Here is a 17,653-nt window from a genome sequence, read left to right as displayed (position 1 = left end):
TTACATCCCCATCGCCGTGAATTCCCCATTCGCCTCCATCCGGTCCCAGGCGGCGAGGACGAGGCGGCGGGTGCGGTATTCTCCGTGTTGGCGGATTTCCTTTTCCTTGAGGACGCGGAAAGTTTCCGAGGGGTAGTCCGGGCCCTTCACGTCGGCGGGGTCGAGGATGTAGCGCAGCTCGTCGCGGGTCAGGCCGTAGGCGCGGGCGTAGAAGGCGTCGAGATCGGCGCGCAGGAGTGCGCGGCGGTCTTCGTCCCAGGCGAAGGGCGGGCCGTCATGGCCCAGATCGCGGGCGAAGGGGGCGAGGCTGTGCGAGGTGTAGGTGAGTTCCAGCACCTTCGGCGTGATGAAGGCAACGCGAGGTTCGGTGTAGAATTCAGGCGGGCAAACTGGGCATTGCTCGAAAGTTCCCTGCGGAATGCTCGGCTGGCTCAGGCTGTTTCGAAGGCAATAATCAAAAACCAACGAGTTTATGTTTCCCGCCAGCTTGGCTTGATCAGCGGATTGAAGCCCGACGAGCAATATCCATCCGTAGGTCATCGGAGAGTTTGGCAGAATAGACGCGATGCAGGTCCGCTCGTTAGTCGCGTTCGAAACCCGGCGAAACCCGAGAAACGATGCGGCTTTGGGTGAAATTCCCCAATTTCCAAGTATCCGAAGATACTCTTCGCGATCTGTCACGAGTTCAAACTCGGGTTCAAAGTCGGTGCGCGCATGTTCCTCCGCTGTTGCACCACGAACCGTTCGGCCATCGTAGGTTCCAAACCGGTGGTCAAACTGAAAGCCGTAGTCCCCTTCATATGTCGGGAGCCAAGCGGAAGGGTCACTCAAGACTTCGGGATCGCTGGCCTCTTTCAGGTGACCTGAGTTTGATGCGTTCGTCTTGTGCAGCATTGTTCGCAGGCTGACTGCCCACGGGTTCCCTCTGTCAGTGCCGCTCTTGTTCACGAGCACAGGTAAACGGCCATATATCTTTGCAGTTAGCAATGCATCGTCGGAAGTGCGAAAGACCGGAGCTGTCCCAGTATTCGGACTGAGCTGCCGGATACGGTCAGGCGGCAAGGAGAACACACGTTCGGGCTGCAGCAAGTCGGCGGGGGACAATAGGAAGAATGCAAATGTTGCGTTTGATTCTTCGCTGCCAAGCGTCATCAGGCAAAAGCGCTCTCGAGAGTCCACCGCAGGGAATAGGAGTTTCCGGTTCTCGAAGTCAAAGAGACTGGCGATCCGCTTCTTGGCAATCAAGTCGCTGAAGAATGGGGCCCAAGTGGCATCGGTGGCGATGCCGGTCTTGACTATGATTCCGATGCGCCCGCGTGTGTTTGGGAGCTTAGAGAACAATTCCGCAAACAGCGCGTAAGTGTTTACGTCGCCCCGACCAGTAAGTGCAAAACGCCCGCCATCTTCACCCGGAACGCGGACGAATTCGCTGGTCGCCTCGGCTTCGCGCTTTGCCTCGGTGAAGGCGTCGAAGAGGGCACGTTCCGCGCTACCTGGCGCGGCCTTTTCCAAGGCCTTGATCAAGCGATCCCGCGCGGCCTTGTTCGGCGCATTCACGATTTCGGGCGAGCGGGAGGCAAAGAACTCCTGTTCCTGCAGCTTGATCCGCTCCCACGGCGGATTTCCCAGTACCACGTCGAACCCACCGCGCTGCATCACGTCGGGGAACTCCAGCGGCCAATGCAGGGCGCGGGCGTTGCGGGCGGCCTTGGGCGCCTCGACCATCGCCTGGCGCATCTTGCCCTGATTGAGGGCCATCCACAGTTCCTCGGTCGTCGGCACTGTCCGCTCCGACGCCCCCGCCGGTGCGCCACCGACCTTGGGCAGCAGGAAGGCCGCCACATAAAGGTCCGCCGCCGCCTTGGCGCGGACAAAGGTCTGCCCCTTGCGCAGTTCCTTGAACCGCTTGGCCTTGGCGCCGATCTGCTCGACCGTATCCTCGGGCAGGTCGCGGAACCCCGAGAAATCCAGCGCCAGCGGTTTCATCGCGGGCATCGACGCCTGACCGGTGCCGAAGTCGAACCCGCCTTGGCCCGCCGTCGCATCGCGATTGGCCTTGAGGTAGTATTTCGCGGTTTCCTTATCGTCGCCGGTCAGCGGCTTGTAGGCGGCATCGGGAATGCCGTCCTGCAGCACCTGCAGGTCAAATACCCCCAGCAGCGCATCGCCGCAGCGGATCTGCGCGTCGAAGAAGCCGAGCGGAAGGCCCGGGTCCACCGTCTCGATCCAGAGCGCGACCTTGGTCAGCTCCACCGCCATCGGGTTGCGGTCCACCCCGTGGATGCAGCAGCGCGCGACATCGCGCAGGGCATGGCGGAAGTCGGCGAGCGACGGCGTGCCCTCCGCCCGGATGCGGGCGAGCCTCGTGGCGATGCGGCGGGCGGCGGCCAGCAGGAAGTGGCCCGAGCCGCAGGCGGGGTCGATGACAGAAAGCTTCAGGAGTGCCTTGGCGGGATCGTCCGCCTCGGCCTCGGTCTTGTCGAGCACGGGGTCGAGGGCGGTGTCGAGCAGCGCCTGAACGAGGCTGTCGGGCGTATAGTAGGAGCCGGTGGTCTTGCGCTGGTTGCCCTTCTGCTCGGCCGCCTCAGACGCGAAGACCAGCGTCTTGCCGTCATCACCCAGCTGGGGCTGCAGTTCGAGGAGGGATTCGTAGACGGAGCCCAGCTCCTCGGTCTCCATCGCGCGCCAGTTGACGGGGACCATGCCGGTTTTCTGGTCAAGCCAGGAGAGGCGGTAAAGCGCCTCCATGAAGGCGCGGTTGCGCAGGCGGGCGGTCTCCAAGTGGGGCAGCTTGTCGCCCGCGAAAAGGCCACCAAGGGCGGGGAGCGCCAGCGCGTCCTGGCCGTTGGCCAGCGCGTGGAAGACGATCTTGACCCCTTCGTAGCGGTCGTGATGCTTGTCCCAAGAGGCGGCGCGGTAGCACTGGGCGCGGAGGGCAGCGAGGCTGTAACCTTCGGCATAAAGCTTGCGGGCGTCGGGCTTGGCCTTCTCAGGGTGCAGGAGGTTTCGATCCTCGGCCACCATCAGGAAGATCAGGCGGTAGACGAGGCGGAGGAGTTCGTTGAACCACTCGGTCAGGTTGACCTCGCCCGATATCAGCTTGTCGCGCAGGTCGGGGTTGGCCTCGAGGAAGCCGGAGCCGAGAACCTTTAGTGCGAGCTGGACCTGGACGGCCAGCCGGTCACGGGCGACTTCGCCTTCCTTCGACCCCGCGTCGCGCCAGCGTTCCAGCGCGCAATCGGTGGCCGGGGCACCTGCAACGCCAAAGCGGGTGCGGTGGATCAGCAGCCAAAGGACGGCGAAGGAGGCGGCATCCTCGTTGGTGAAGATCTGGGAGAGGTCGGCCTCGATATAGGCCGGGCGGGTCAGCGAGGCGTTGTCGCGCATCAGGCGGATCAGGGTGCCGTTTGTGACAAGGCCCCAGAGGGTTTCGTCATGCTCGTTCAGGTGATCCTGAAGCGCGAAGGCGGGCGAGCGTGTGCGGTCGGTCGAGAGGGTCGCGCTGCGCCGGTCGAGCTTTTCGTCTGATGGAGGTACAACCACGATCGGCACCCTGCCGCCTGCGATGAAGGACAGAGTGCCATCGGCGGGAGCGAGGTCGTCGAAGCCGAAGGTTTCCTGCAGGAATGCCTTGATGAACCGACGCGTCGCATCGGCCGAGGGATTTGCGATCCTGGCGAAGGTGTCGAAATGCGACTGGCCGACGCGGAAGGCGGTCGAGATTTCCTCGCGGATCGTCAGGCCCTTACGGATGCGATAGTCGGCCTCGGTCTGCTCGGACGCCTCGCGGCGGTCGACGCTGGCGACCATGGCAGGCGCGATCAGATTGCCTTCGAGGCTGAGAGACGACCAGGCCGACATGTCGACGACAGGTTTGCGCGCCATGATCAGACCTCGCTCGGCATCAGGACGAAGAGACCGATGACGTCGGGCGGTATAACTGCCTCTACCGTGACGCGCGAGGCCGACCCCGCAGCAGCGCGCAAGCGGGCATGATCCTGCATGAGTTCCTCGGCGCGCAATCTGACGAACTCGGCCAAGGGGCCGTCGAGCAGCCCGGGCAGATCCTCTTTCGCCTTGGCGATGAAACGGTCGCGGGCCGATGGCGCGAGGTCGGCGTCAGCGGGCGTGGTCAGAAGTTCGCGGGCCGCTTCGCCAGCAGCGACGATCCGGCCACCCTGAATCGCTACAAGGGCGGCCTCCTCGGCGAGGAGCAGGCGCTCCTTTCGGGCATGGACGGTCAGCTTGAACCGGATCCGAAGGAGTGCCAGCCGGGTCATCTGCTGGACGGCTGAGGTGGGCCAGGCGCCAACCCGGCCGATCCCGAGATCGGACAGTGCCTCCGGATCCAGCGAAGCCTCGACCAGCGCCTCTGCAAGGGTCGCGGTCAGGGGATGTGTCCTGGTGAGCAGCGCAGTACCCGACGGCGCGGGTTCAGTCATGGCAAGACGGACCGAGCCGGTCAGGTTGCGCTGGGCGAGACTTTCTTTCAGCCCCGCCTCCAACGCGTGGACATGGGCGATCAGAAGCGTCTTGCGCGGCTCCAGCGGCACGCCGAAACGCGACATTGCCCGTTCGATGAAGACCTTGGCATCCTCTGGCGATCCCAGAAGGGTGCGGACTTTCTCCCATTCCGGAGCAACTTCTTGCGGTTTCATCGCATTCTGGGCGAAACGCGCGCGGGATTTCTTTTCGTTCTCGGAGGCGTCGCGCCACCGCGCCTCCATCGCCCGTGTGCCGTCCTCAAGGCGCAGATCGAAGGCCAGCTGCTTGGATCTTCCCTGCCGCAGCATGACGGCCGCCATCAGGGCGTCGGTGACCGGCCCACGCTCGTCCGGCAAAGGAACGGTGATCCCAGTCGCCTTGCGGATTTCTTCCGCCTTGCGCAGGACGACATCCAGGACGGCCCCATCGATGGCGCTGTCCGGTGAGAACATCATGATCGATCGCACAAGTTCGGCTGGCTGGCCGAAGCGATCTACGCGCCCCTCGCGCTGCTGATGCCGAGTAGGGTTCCAGGAGAGGTCGTAGTGAATGACGGTATCGAACAACTGCTGGAGGTTGATCCCCTCGGACAAGCAGTCGGTGGCCACCAGGATGCGCTGCACGTCCTTCGCGTCGTCGGCAGAGGCCATTTCGGCCACGCGGTCACGGCGCTCGTCGGGCGTTAGAACGCCTGTCACAGCTTCGACGACCAGCTTGGGAAAGGCCTTCCGCAGGCCATCCCGAACGTGCTCGGCCGTGGCCAGGAAGCGGCAGAACACGACGGGATTTGCGCCCTTCTTGATCAGCGGCGTGAGGGCATCGATGAGGGCCGCAAGCTTCGGATCTGGTTTGTGGATCAGTTCTTCGGCGTGGGCGACCAAAGCCTGAAGGGCTGGATCCGTGTCAAAGCCGGTCGCGGGCTCGATATCCACCGCGTCCTCGTCGTCGGAGTCCTCATCGTAGATCTGCGGCTCAAGCCGGTCGCTCTCATTGGACATTCGGTTGCGCAGCGCACTGAGGGCGGCAGCTGGCGACGAACCGACACAGCGCATCAGGGCGAGTGTGCCCCAGAATGCCAGACGCCTTTCCCGAAGCCCGGACCCTGCGCGCGAGACGATGCCGAAGCAGTAATCGAGCACAGCATCCTGAAAATCGAGATGTGGCTGTGACAGCCGGTAAGGGGACTCGGTGGTTTCGTGCTTGGGGAAAGCGCGGTTCTCGTCCCAATCGCCGGAAACGAGATCGATCCTTTGGCGTTGCACGAAATGCCGCGCCAGACGTTCACGGTAGCGGGCGTCGTCGAAGTTCATCGTGCCGAAGGACGGGTCGATCAGCGAAAGAAGGCGGCCGAACGCATCTTCGTCGCCTGAGTGGGGCGTTGCCGTGAGAAAGATCATCCGGCGCTCCGGATCGCGGGCAAGGCCAGCGAGAAGTTCAAAGCGCTGCTGCTTGCCCTTGTGGGTTCCCACCGAGGCATGGGCTTCGTCGACGATCACGAAATCGGGGCACGCACGCGCGAATCCTTCACGGCGCTTTTCGGCCTTGATGTAGTCGAGGCTGACGACCGTGTAGGGGTAGGCATCGAACAGCGTCTGGGCCAGCGGAAGACCGCGTTCCAGCCGCGCGGCACTGCCTGATGTCACGGCGACCGCTTCGATCCCGAACCGATGCTTCAATTCCCCGACCCACTGCTCGACGAGGTGTGGCGGACAAAGCACCGAGAAACCATCGACTTCGCCGCGGTCCATCAGTTCGCGAAGGATCAGGCCCGCCTCGATCGTCTTCCCGATCCCGACATCATCGGCGATCAGGAGGCGAGGCACCTGCAGGCGAAGCGCCATCAGCAAGGGGACGAGTTGATAGGTCCGGGGTTCGAACGCAAGTTGCGCGGCTGAACGGAAAGGGCCTGCTCCCCGACGAAGGGTCAGCCGCATCGCGTCCGCAAGAAGCGCTGCCTTCGCCTGGACAGTCGGCACTGCATCGGCGGGCAAGTCGAAACGTGCCGCGGCAACAGGCTGGGTTTCAAGCGAAGGGTCGAGGATGACCGTGTCGTTCTCGCTGCCGGAAAGAGGGCGTAGCGCCAGAATGCCCTCACGCGGGGACGGCAATGCCACCCATTCCCGCCCACGGGCGCGTACCAGGTCTCCGGGAGCAAAATTCACGGTCATCGGGTCAATCCTTGAACATCGAAATCAACGCGTCGGGCACGCCGTCCGCGCAAGTCTCAGGCAATTCGAAAAGCGTCCATCCCTTGGCGTCAGCGATCTCTTGCGCGGCCGCGGACAGGGTGCCGGTGCAAGCAGCGACGAAATGGGTGCGCCAGGCGAAATTCATTTCTTGGTCAGCGAAGTTGACGGAAGCGCCATCCGGGGCCGGGATGCCCGCAGTCTTGAAGGCTACATCCCACCCGTCGATGCCGCCAGCAGGTCGGGATGATCCGGCAGCCAGCACAATCTCACCCCGAGCCAGATCGATCAGCATCTGTTTTGCCTCGACGCTGGCGCGGTCAATCAGCTCGTGGTCTGGCTGGTTGAAATAGGACAGCAGGCAACGATAGCAGCCCCGGACACAGGCCCCACTGTCCCGGTCGACCAGAAGCGACGCATCCCCTGCCACGATGGCGTCATCGACCTTGTCGAAATGCATGAGGGAAAGAGCTTCCCGTGCGACTTTGCCCAAGGCGTGTGCGTCTTCAACGAGGCGGTTCAGGACACCGGCACCGCCCTCGGTCGCTTCATAAGCGAGGATCGAGCGCCGGTTATCCCGGGCGGGCAATGGCTCGCCAAGGATCTCGCCCTCTTCAAGCTGATAGGTGACCGCGATCCCGCGCAGAAGTGCATGTTGCACGGTCGCGATGGTTTCAGGGGCGTAGGCATCTGGATCGAGGAAGCGGAGCAGCAGCGCGTTCTTGCGATCGCGCACGATCGGCACGATGCGGACCGGTCGCACGACATCGGGCGGCACATCGACATCCGGTTCCTCGTCTTCCGACTTTGCCCAGTAGCCGCTGCGCGGGTCGATGTTGAAGCCGAAGACGGTCTGGTTCTTGCGCCGTTTCAGGCCCTTGTTGATGCGGCTGATCTCGGCACTGTTGGCATACTGGAGGGAGAGGATTGATGTTTCGCCGCAACGGAAATCAGCCTCTGTCACCTGGAGCCGCCCATCCTTTCGGGGCCAGGAGAACACGGTCTGGATATCGAAGCCCTGGCGAACGCGTTCCTCGTCATTCGCGGTGATCCGGTCCGCCGGGGCGGCCTCGACGTTGTCGATCCGGAGCGTCCGCTGCACCGGCACTTCGCCCGCCATGGGGGAGTTGCAGGCGTGACAGCGCTCGACCTCACCTTCGTGGCAGGCGCCGCAGTTGGAACAGATGAAGATGTCCTTGGTGGCCAGTTCCGAGCCATCGCCGGTGCGGACCTCGGGCGGCAGCTTGGCCTTCATCACCCGGTAAGCCCGGCCCTCGTGGTAGATCAGGCTGCGCGGCCCGAACTCGGAAATCGCGAGGAACCTTGCGCGTTGGAGGAAGGAACCGGCTTTGCCCTCGCCGGGGACAAAGGCGTAGAGCGGCAACCGCGGGAAGTTGTAGCCCGGCAGGAAACCTTCGGTCGCAAGGTATCTGTAGGAATAGAAATCGGACCCATTGGTTGCCTTCCCTTGTTCAAGGATGGCGATCTGGTCGCTTGCCTGCATCTGGGCGGCCTTGATCTTGCGCCGGTCTGCACCGGAGAGGCCCGTGATCTCGGACCGGCTGTTCGCCTCCATCAACTGGGTCCGCGCCGAATTGTAGAGTTCGCGCCAGCGATCAAATGCACGGTCAAATTCCTGCGGTGCGCGCATCGCGACTTCGAGGATGAAATCATCCTCGTCGCCCATCCAGGCAGGTTTCTTGCCGTCCATTGAGGCAAGTATCTGGTCCAGCACCCGCTTCATCGGCGCTCGCGCAGCCGTCACGAGGCTTGGCCGGTTGATGACCTCGATCACTTCCTGTTTCAGCGGGTATTTCGCCTCCTTTAGGTCTAGGATCTCGGGGATATCCGGCGACAGCGCCAGTTTGGCCTCGGCCAGCCAAACGGCGTGCAAGTGCGAGCGGACCAGTTCTTCATTGGTGATGTCGAGCGCAGGCGGCCTGACGACCCCGGCGACCATGTCGTTCCTGCGCTCGAAGAAATACTGATCGTGCGGAGACTGCGCGGCGCAGTAGGTGACGATGACTGCTGCCTGCCCGGATCGACCAGCCCGACCTGCCCGTTGCGCATAGTTGGCAGGCGTAGGCGGGACGTTGCGCAGATAGACGGCATTCAGCGCAGAAATATCGACGCCGAGTTCCATTGTCGGTGAACAGAAGAGGGCAGGCAGGAACTGATCGGACTCTCCGGAGGCCTTGATATCGGCTATGTTCTCCTTGAGCTTCGCACGATCGTCATCCTCGAAGCGGAACCGCCACTCCCGCCACTCGCGTTGCTTTTGCGAAACCTGAGCGGTGTGTTCACGTCCTTCCAGCCCCCAATAGGTGCTGCGGCCCTTTTTCAGGTCGGTCGCAATGGCGTTGTAGAGATCGTGGAAATAGCGGTTGCCCTGCGCCTGTCCGGTTCGGACAGCCTCTCCAGGGACAATACGAACAGCCGAGGGCGACAACCGCCACCCAAGCAAATCCGCCTCGATTTCCACAAGCGAAACCAGACCTTCGCGTGCCATCAGTTCAAGGAGGCCGGTCATCACGACCAGGTATTCGTCCCTGTTCAGCTTCGTTCCGATCATGCTCCTGCGGTTGATCGACCGTCCGATCCGGGAGTTGTGCCCGGCGCGTATGATGGTCTGCTCTTCACGCAGCCCGACGCGATCCTTTCCGGGCGCCTGCAGGAACAGCGTTGATCTGCTTCGGGGCGTTTCCTTTTGGTCGATCGCCCAAGGCGCCCGCAACAGGTTCCGCGACTTTTGTCCGACCGTGTCGAGGACGGTCAGATCAAGGGCTTCGGTACTGACGGCCAGACCTTCCAGCAACGCGCCAAGGATTTCCTTGAGCAGCTTCTTGCACGCTTGGGCGTCCAGGTCCCCGAGTGCGGGGTGAACAGCCATCAAGGCCTCGCGATCCTGCGCGATGTCGTCGAGCCCGATGAATTCAACGTCGACCAACTTCAGGACCGACAGGCTGGGATTGGTATAGCGCCATCCCCGCCGCAGGTCCGTCCAGACCCGGTGGGCCAGAACCTTGGCCAGCGAGCGTTGGGCATCCTCACGCACGACGGCGCCAGCTTCGGGGTCCAACATCCAATGGATGCGGGCTTCCTTGTTCGATGCTGTGAAGCCGAGTGCTTTCACCACGCGCAGGCCGAACTCGTCCTCCGCAATGCCGTCCGAGCCTGCGTCGATGACAGCACGCAAGATGGCACCGCGCAGCAAGCTGACAAACAGGTAGTCGTTGAAATGTCCTGCCTGAAGGGCGGCGTCCTGGCGGTTGTCGGTGAAACCGAGGAGCTTTCGTTTCTCGGCGGGAACGCCGCTGGCATCGCCATTCATCCACTCAAGGGCGGTCGATACAAGGTGCGTGGTCGCCGAGCTTCGGCCTTCACCTGAAAGACCTGCGAGCTTGCTGCGCTCCCGCATGCTCGGATGGGGTTGATCTAGGCAGCAGGGACAGAACCCGAACTTGCCTGGGATGAACCAGAAACTGACGCCGTCCGGGCTGTAGCGACCATCTGGTCGCACCGTGACCTGCTCAGGCAGCCGGCCCTTGCGGTTGGCGCGCAGCCGTTCGATGCCGTTACGCTCTTCGCGCCAGTCTTCCGGGTAGGTTTCGACGTCGCCGGTGAACGCGTAATCTAGGTCATTTCCGCCAACGGGTGTCAGATAGCCTGCGATATCGCCATCCGGGTCTTGGATGGGGGTGTCGTCTATGTTTCTGGGCAGAAAACGCAGCCCTTCAGCATCCTCTGATTTCGTGACGACATGGACTTCGTGACCGCACTCACGGCAGAACCGCGTCGGATAGAGGCGATGGCCGGGGGCATCGGGATCTTCCAACTGGCCCTCGAACAGAACCCGCCTGGGTCGATCGGTCAGCGTCGTGAAGATCTCTCCGGCGCCGGAAATGAAGCGATGTAGCTTGAATGCGAGGAACGCGCCGGACCCCGTCCCGCCGCGCTCGGTCTCCGGAAGGCTGACGCGGGTCAGAAATCGCTCGAAGCCAATTCGGCATGTGTCCTTGTCGAGGCCGCTGTCCTGCGCCAGCTGTTCTACAGCATCGTCGAAGGGGACAGGCTTCTTGCGCTTCAGCTCTTGCCCGTCATCAAGGCCGATCGCCAGCTCGGCCCAGACAGCGAGGGGATGGCGCCGCAGCGCCTCATCTGTGAGGGTTTCCGGCAGGTCGCTGCCAAGCACTGTCGCAAGCTGCGGTCGTACATCTTCCAGCTTCAGGCGGTCATCCGTCGCGCGCTGGAGGGACTCGTCTATGACGGCATCAGGGCCGATCGACGCCCCGAACAGGCGCGAGGCGACATCGGCCACTGCTTTCGCGCGACCGGCCTCTGATCCCTCGCTTGCCATGGTGGCCGATGTGCCGATGCAGATCGGCGCTTTGGCCGGTGCGCAGCGGTTCCGAAGACGGCGCACGAGGATCGCCACATCGGCGCCCTGGCGCCCGCGATAGGTATGCAACTCGTCGAGCACGATGAACTCGAGCCCGCTGGCATTGTCGATGACTTTGGTATCAAGGGCGTCCTGCCGTGTCAGGAGCAGTTCGGCCATCATGAAGTTCGTGAGCAGGATATCGGGCGGATTGTCAGCGATCCGCTGGCGCTCTTCCTGGCTTTCCTGACCCGTGTAGCGCCGCACCACCGGCTTCAGCTCGTCCGGCAATCCGGACTGGGAAATGAACTTCTCGATTTCTTTGATCTGGCTGTTTGCCAGGGCGTTCATCGGGTAGACGATGATGGCGCGCGTCTTGCGCGGCTGTCCGGTCTTGCGCGAACGAACGATGGCATCGACCACAGGGACAAAGAAGCACAGGGATTTCCCTGAGCCTGTGCCCGTCGTCACGACAAAGCTTTGACCCGCCTGCGCTTTGGCGATGGACTGTGCCTGATGCCGGTGAAGCCGGATTGGCGTAGCACCGATCCGGAAAATCTGGGCCGTGGCTTTGTCCAGATCCCCGGAAGCAGCAAGGTCATCCACTGTGGGGCCCGATAGGAACCTGGGGTTCAGCGAAAGAAGGGCGTCGGGCCAGAAGCGGCCGTCGTCATATTGGCGCGTGACTTCGGCGGCGATGTCCGGTGCCCGGATGGTGCTGAACGACCGAGAGAAGCGCGCATATGAGTCGATGAGATTGTGATCGAATTCAAAAGCTTTCATGGAAAATCCTACTGCTCCTCTGCCTGACCCTGGCGGCCGAAGATCACGTCACGGTTCAAAAGCACGATCTGCTGGTCATGAGGCTTCCGGGCGGCGGGATCGGTATCGAGCCCAAGCCGACGAAGCGCATAGCAGAGCAACGCCCGACGAACCTTGATCTCAGCCTTGCCGCCGCGCATGCCATAGTCGAGCGCGATCACCTTGGCTTGCGTATCGGACAAGGCAGGGTGAGGGCCGATTTTCAGCGCTGCAAAGGTGTGCCAGTCCTGATCGTTCTCGGGCAGAACGTCTGACCCGCGCGAGCCGCGGATGTCGAGGATCCGCGACAGCAGGAAGTCCTTGAACACCTCGTCAGTGAGGCAGAACGCGCGGGCGTGCCAGCGGAAGCCGTCGAAAGCGAGGGCATGCGGGGCGATCCAGCGCCACCGGGGCTCCGGATTGGACAAGGACTGATACTGCACCTCGATCGCCTCGGATCGGCGGATCGCATCGACCACGTACCGAAGGGTTACAGGATCGACGCCGCGCGCTGGGGTGGGGGCGGAATCGTAAGCGGGCAGTCCAGCGATCCAGCAGTCGTCTTGATCCAAGATACCGTCGGCGAGCGATCGCAGCTGGGCAAGGTACCGACCGGCGTCCAGCCTGTCGAATACCGGCTTGAAGCCCGGCTGGCGCACATAGGTCCGCAGGCTGCGGTCGTAGTCCATGTTGTGAGGGGCGAGGCCGATGTAGCGGCTCAGGTCGGATGACGCCTGGTTCACCGACAGCCCGAACTGCTCCATCACATCGCTGCGGTTCACATGCCCCTCCCAGAACAGGCGGAACTCGATGAACTCGAGCCTTTGCTCGACCCCCCAACGAAGCTCCGACCTGTCGTTGCTCACCACGCTCTCCCGTCATCGGTCGATGCGCATGGAAATTATGCGCGCCCAATTTCTGGGCTTTCTTCGACCGTAGCCGCGCGATGCTTGGGGATCAATCGAAAAGGGAAGGGCTGGCGCGCAATTATCCCAAGGATTGCCGCAGGTTCTGCGCGACGGCGTCGGCGGCCATCCGCACCGGTTCGGCGGCAAGATGGGCGTATCGCGCCGTGGTCTGGACCTGCGTGTGGCCAAGGAGCTTGCCGATCATCGGGAGGCCCTGACCCGACGCGACGGCCGTGGACGCGAAGGTGTGGCGCAGGTCGTGGATGCGGACGTCCTTGACCCCGGCACGGGCACGGACGCGCTGCCAGAAGGGTTGCAGATCGCTCAGGGGCTTGCCAGGCAGGGTGCCGGTGATCACCCATGGGTTGCCGTAAATGCGCTGGGCGTCCCGCAGCAGGTCCGCCACCGGCTGGCCAACGTGGACGACCTTCGCACCTGTCTTGGAATCTGGCAGGCGCAGGGCAGGGACGTCGATATCGACGTAGGACCACTTCAAGGACATGATCTCGTTCAGGCGGCATCCGGTCAGGATCAGCAGGCGGGCGGCGAGGATGGCCGAGGGCAGTTCCACGCCTTCTGCCTCCATCTCGCGCAGCACCTCTCCGATCCGGCGCAGTTCGGCCGCGCTCAGAAACCGTTCGCGCTTTTCCTCGGGATATTTCCGGATGTGCTTGCGCGGGTTGGTCCCGTCGGGACGCAGGCCCCACATTTCCGACAGGCTGAACATCTTCGAGATCACCTCGAGGCAGCGGTTGGCCTGATAGGGGATGTGGCGCAGGTCGTGATGAAACTTGGCAACATCCGCCCGCGTTATCCCCGTGACCGTCAACTGGCCCAGTGCGGGCAGGATGAACCGCTGCAGGTTCCGTCGATACTCTTTGCCGGTGCTGGCTTTCACACGGATGGCGATGTGTTCCTTGTCGAACCGCTCGGCCAGTTCCTTGATGGTGATCGCCTTGCGCCCCGCGTCGCGTTCGGCCGCAGGGTCCTGTCCATTGCGCGCAGCGGCGACGATGGTGATGGCGCGGGTGCGTGCCTGTTCGCAGGTCAGCACGGTGCTGGGCCCGAGGCTGATCCTCCGGGATCGGCGTCCGGCGCGGTATTGCACGACATAGCCTTTCCGCCCGCTTGGCAGCACCCGAAGTCCGAAGCCGGGGATGTCGCTGTCCCAGACGAAGTATTCGGCGGCTTGGGTCTCGGCGGCGTCGATGATGCGCTTTGTGAGTCTGGGCATGGGAGATCGGCTTCCGGGTTGTCTGGCTTCCACAGTGTGCAATGCGCATGGATAGTCAACGAACACATTGATATTGCGTGTAAAAAGGAAAATCAGCGTAGTCTCACGCAGGGCGTGAATCGCAGCCGTGGGCGAAAACTCTGGTCGCCGCGAATCAGAACGCAGGTTCCGGTCGCCCAGTCGCGCTGCTAAGGTCCACGAAAAGAAACGGAATCCCGATGGCGTCGAAATCCACCCTCAATGCAAAGAACCTGGAGACGCTGGGCGCCGAACGCCTCGCGCAGTTGTTGATCGAGATCAGCACGGGCGACGCCGCAGCCAAACGCAAGCTGCGCCTGGCCATCGCCGGAGCTGAGGGCCCGAGGGAGGCGGCGCGGGAGATTGCAAAGCGGCTGACCAGCATCGCAAAGGCCCGGACCTTCGTGAACTGGCAGAACCGCAAGCCGCTGGTGAAAGATCTTCAGACCCAGCGCAGCGCCATCATGGATGAGATCGCCCCGCATGATCCTGGAGAGGCGCTCACGCTACTGTGGCGTTTCATGGGGCTGGCCACGCCGGTGTTCGAACGCTGCGACGACAGCAGCGGCACCGTCATCGATATCTTCCACCAGGCCTGCGCCGATCTGGGCGAAGTGGCCAAGGCGGCTGACGCAGCGCCGGAGGCGCTGGCGCGGCAGGTTCTCGATGCGCTGCAGGACAACGGGTTTGGCCAGTACGACGGGCTGATCGCCATGATTGCCCCGGCGCTGGGCCCGGAGGGCGTCGCGCATCTGAAGACACTGGTTGAGGAGCTTGGGCGCACGCCCGTGACTGTTCCGCCAAAGAGCGAATGGCAGGCTGTCGGCTGGGGCAGTGGTGGCACACGCTATGCCCACGAGATGGAGGAACGCGCGCGTCAGAGCACGGTCGAAATGGCGCTGAAGGACATTGCCGACGTGCAGGGCGACGTCGATGGTTTCATCGCCCAATACGATCCCAAGACCCGCAAAGTGCCCAAGATCGCGGCCGAGATCGCGCAGCGCTTGCTGTCGGCTGGCAGGGCAGGGGACGCACTTGGCTTCATCGAGCGGGCCGAGGTGGACCAAGCGCGCTGGATCCCGCCCGAGTGGCAGGAGGCCCGGCTCGCAGTGCTGGAGGCGCTTGACCGGAAAGACGAGGCGCAGGCATTCCGCTGGGCTTGCTTCGAGCGCGACCTGTCGGGTGATCACCTGCGGGCTTATCTGAAGCGTCTGCCGGATTTCGACGATATCGAGGCCGAGGAACGCGCGATGGCGCACGCCGCCGCGCACCCCGACCTGCTGGCTGCGTTGGCCTTCTTTCTGAACTGGCGATCGCTAGCCCATGCCGCGCGATTGCTGATCGACCGGCAGGAGGAGGTCGACGGCGATCACTACGAATTCCTGGCACCAGCGGCCGAGACATTGGCCGAGAAGCATCCGCTGGCCGCGACGGTGGCGCTGCGGGCGATGATCGATTTCACGCTGAACGAGGCGAGGCAGAAGCGCTATGGCTATGCCGCCCAGCACCTGGTGGCCTGTGCCGATCTGGCCGGACGGATCGAGGACTTCGGACCGGTCGAGCCGCACCAAGCCTATGCCGCGCGCCTAAAAGCCGAGCATGGCAAGAAGACCGGCTTCTGGTCGCGGATGGACGGATGATGGCCGTGCTACCGGAAAATCATTCCGCCACCCATTGGAAGCATGGTGGAAGCACAAGGGGGAAAACCGCTGCGCAATCCTGACAATCCGCGCGCAGCCCGGCCTCGGGGACCGGACTCGCAACTGGCGGAAACCGCGCAAAAACTCGCGATCCTGCGCGACTGTTCATGGTTCGTTCAACACGACTCATAACCTGAAGGCCGCAGGTTCAAATCCTGCCCCCGCAACCAAACTTTCCTCGCGTTATCAAATACTTCAAAGCCGAGCAAAACGCTCGGCTTTTGGCGTTCCAAATTCTTGTCAACGCCTGGTCAACGTTTTGCGAGTCCCCCATCGACGAGGCGGATAATCGTCGCCGGTGCCATCCGTCACTTCGGAAGATCCTCCCGAAACCGGTCCATCTGATGCATCCGCTCGTGCAGGATCGTCACGATCCCGCGCGCTCTTTTGGGGCGCCCGTGCCAACAAAACGGACCCACATTGAGATCCCGAGTTTTCCAAAGGAGTGCCCGTGAGTTACTGGACCGATCAGCCCCCATCCGCGAGCAACCTACGCTTGTTTCAGTCCGATGGGACGTGGCTGGCCTGGGAGGATCGCGAGGAAGACGGAAAGACCCGCCGGGGAGCAAAAGGACAGGTCGAAGAACGACTACTGTCGGCGCTGAATGCGACCAACTTGATGGCCCTACTTGGTTCGGGGGCATCATTTGCTGCGAAGAATACAGGTGGCAAGCAAGCCCCTGGCATGGGTGATCTTTGGGACGATGCTCGGCAGAAGGTTGGGGAAGATGATTTCGACAATGTTGTAGCCGAGGTCTGGGGCGCGACCGACAAAAAGGACATCGAGTCGCTTCTCAGTCTGTGCAAGATGACGGTCGAGCTGCAAGCTGCCCGCGGGGCAGCCGCTGGCCAGGATGCCTCTGACGACAAACAACTTAACCTGCCATCTTTCGTCCAGAAAGCCGAACAGGCGATCTTGGATCGCGTCGACTTCGTCTCGGAGAAGACGGACCTCATTTCCCACAAGGAGTTCCTACGCCGCCTCGCCCGCCGAAGCGCTGAAAAGGCGCGGGTGAAGCTCTTCACGACGAATTACGACCGATGCATCGAGGAAGCCGCTGTCGCCCGCAACTTGGCTCTCATCGACGGATTTTCCCACTCTGCGGTCCAGCGGTTCAACCGCGATCACTTTCAGCAGGACATCGTGCGGCGATCCGCCAGCAGCACGCGCGCAGACTATGTTGATGGGGTTTTTCACCTCTATAAGCTGCACGGGTCGATGGACTGGCGGCGGCGCAAGTCCGATGGTGTGGTGATCCGCCGCCTTGGCCATGACGGGAACCATGAGCCAGTGCTGATCTACCCGCGCTCATCGAAATATCAGGAGGCGTTCGCGCCGCCCTACCTCGACATGTTCGCGGCTTGGCAGGCTGCACTGCGAGAGCCCGACACGACATTGATCGTCAGCGGTTTTGGATTTGCCGACGACCACATCAGCGCACCGATTTGGTCCGCTCTCGAGTCAAATCTCTCGATCCGTCTCGTGCTGTGCGATCCCTGCTTCGTGCCAGTTGCCGAGTTGGATGACACAGGACTGATTGGCGAAGCCCATGTAATCGAAAAGACGAACGACAAGCTCAAGGACTACCAAGCTCGCATTCTTCGGCTCGTAAGGGAGGGCGACAGCCGGATCACGGTCCTGAACGGCCGATTCAGTGATCTGGCCCTAGCGTTGCCTGAGATCATGGGGGAGACCGACCGGCAACGGCTGGAGGCTCGACTTGAGCGTATCCGGGGGCAGGACCATGTCGACGGATAATCGCTCGGCACTGATCGACGGGGAGAAGCGCCTTGGCAGCGTGACCAAAGTTAGCGCTTCCGGGATCGAACTGAACCTGCCACAAGCCCTCAGGTTTTCGACCCTGTTGGAGTCGATCTCGACGCGGCCGTCGGTCAGGAAGGTTTGCAACCCGTCCCAATGATTGTGGATGTAGGTCAGCTTT

The 17,653-nt window shown here is 62.6% G+C and carries 7 protein-coding genes and 1 pseudogene; 2 read left to right on the top strand and 6 right to left on the bottom strand.

Going from position 1 to position 17,653, the window contains the following annotated elements; all coding sequences use genetic code 11:
- The 5 genes from CRO07_RS15455 to CRO07_RS15435 all read right to left on the bottom strand — a co-directional run bounded on the left by CRO07_RS15455 (position 1) and on the right by CRO07_RS15435 (position 13,992).
- A complete protein-coding gene (locus CRO07_RS15455) occupies positions 1-3,885 on the bottom strand; it encodes an Eco57I restriction-modification methylase domain-containing protein (RefSeq protein WP_097031565.1) in 3,885 nt (1,294 codons plus the stop codon).
- A 2-nt stretch (positions 3,886-3,887) separates the two neighbouring features.
- Positions 3,888-6,653: a DEAD/DEAH box helicase gene (locus tag CRO07_RS15450; RefSeq protein WP_097031564.1), complete on the bottom strand. Its 2,766-nt coding sequence runs from the start codon at positions 6,651-6,653 to the stop codon at positions 3,888-3,890.
- 4 nt (positions 6,654-6,657) lie between these two features.
- Entirely contained in the window at positions 6,658-11,832 is a 5,175-nt protein-coding gene (locus tag CRO07_RS15445) for a DEAD/DEAH box helicase (RefSeq protein WP_097031563.1), read from the bottom strand.
- Positions 11,833-11,840: 8 nt separating this feature from the next.
- Complete coding sequence (locus CRO07_RS15440) at positions 11,841-12,716, bottom strand: WYL domain-containing protein (protein ID WP_097031562.1); 876 nt, start codon at positions 12,714-12,716, stop codon at positions 11,841-11,843.
- Positions 12,717-12,837: 121 nt separating this feature from the next.
- Positions 12,838-13,992 (bottom strand): tyrosine-type recombinase/integrase, encoded by a 1,155-nt coding sequence (locus CRO07_RS15435; protein WP_097031561.1) that lies wholly within the window; start codon positions 13,990-13,992, stop codon positions 12,838-12,840.
- Between the two features lie 218 nt (positions 13,993-14,210).
- On the opposite strand from CRO07_RS15435, the gene CRO07_RS15430 reads away from it, so the two are divergent.
- Together CRO07_RS15430 and CRO07_RS15425 are read left to right on the top strand one after the other, a co-directional pair.
- A complete protein-coding gene (locus CRO07_RS15430) occupies positions 14,211-15,650 on the top strand; it encodes a DUF6880 family protein (protein ID WP_176504598.1) in 1,440 nt (479 codons plus the stop codon).
- A 511-nt stretch (positions 15,651-16,161) separates the two neighbouring features.
- Complete coding sequence (locus tag CRO07_RS15425; protein ID WP_097031559.1) at positions 16,162-17,469, top strand: SIR2 family protein; 1,308 nt, start codon at positions 16,162-16,164, stop codon at positions 17,467-17,469.
- A 90-nt stretch (positions 17,470-17,559) separates the two neighbouring features.
- Here the strand turns inward: CRO07_RS15425 and CRO07_RS19580 are convergent.
- A pseudogene (locus CRO07_RS19580) lies at positions 17,560-17,653 on the bottom strand (IS66 family transposase); the annotation flags it as partial.

Source organism: Cereibacter ovatus (assembly GCF_900207575.1).
Taxonomy (GTDB): domain Bacteria; phylum Pseudomonadota; class Alphaproteobacteria; order Rhodobacterales; family Rhodobacteraceae; genus Cereibacter_A; species Cereibacter_A ovatus.
Note: the sequence above shows the minus strand (reverse complement) of the source record. Positions and strands in the feature narration are given on the sequence as shown.

Excerpts from the sequence above, each read along its gene's own strand:
- CRO07_RS15455 (WP_097031565.1), bottom strand. The coding sequence starts at position 3,885 with ATGGCGCGCAAACCTGTCGTCGACATGTCGGCCTGGTCGTCTCTCAGC.
- CRO07_RS15450 (WP_097031564.1), bottom strand. The coding sequence starts at position 6,653 with ATGACCGTGAATTTTGCTCCCGGAGACCTGGTACGCGCCCGTGGGCGG.
- CRO07_RS15445 (WP_097031563.1), bottom strand. The coding sequence starts at position 11,832 with ATGAAAGCTTTTGAATTCGATCACAATCTCATCGACTCATATGCGCGC.
- CRO07_RS15435 (WP_097031561.1), bottom strand. The coding sequence starts at position 13,992 with ATGCCCAGACTCACAAAGCGCATCATCGACGCCGCCGAGACCCAAGCC.
- CRO07_RS15430 (WP_176504598.1), top strand. The coding sequence starts at position 14,211 with ATGGCGTCGAAATCCACCCTCAATGCAAAGAACCTGGAGACGCTGGGC.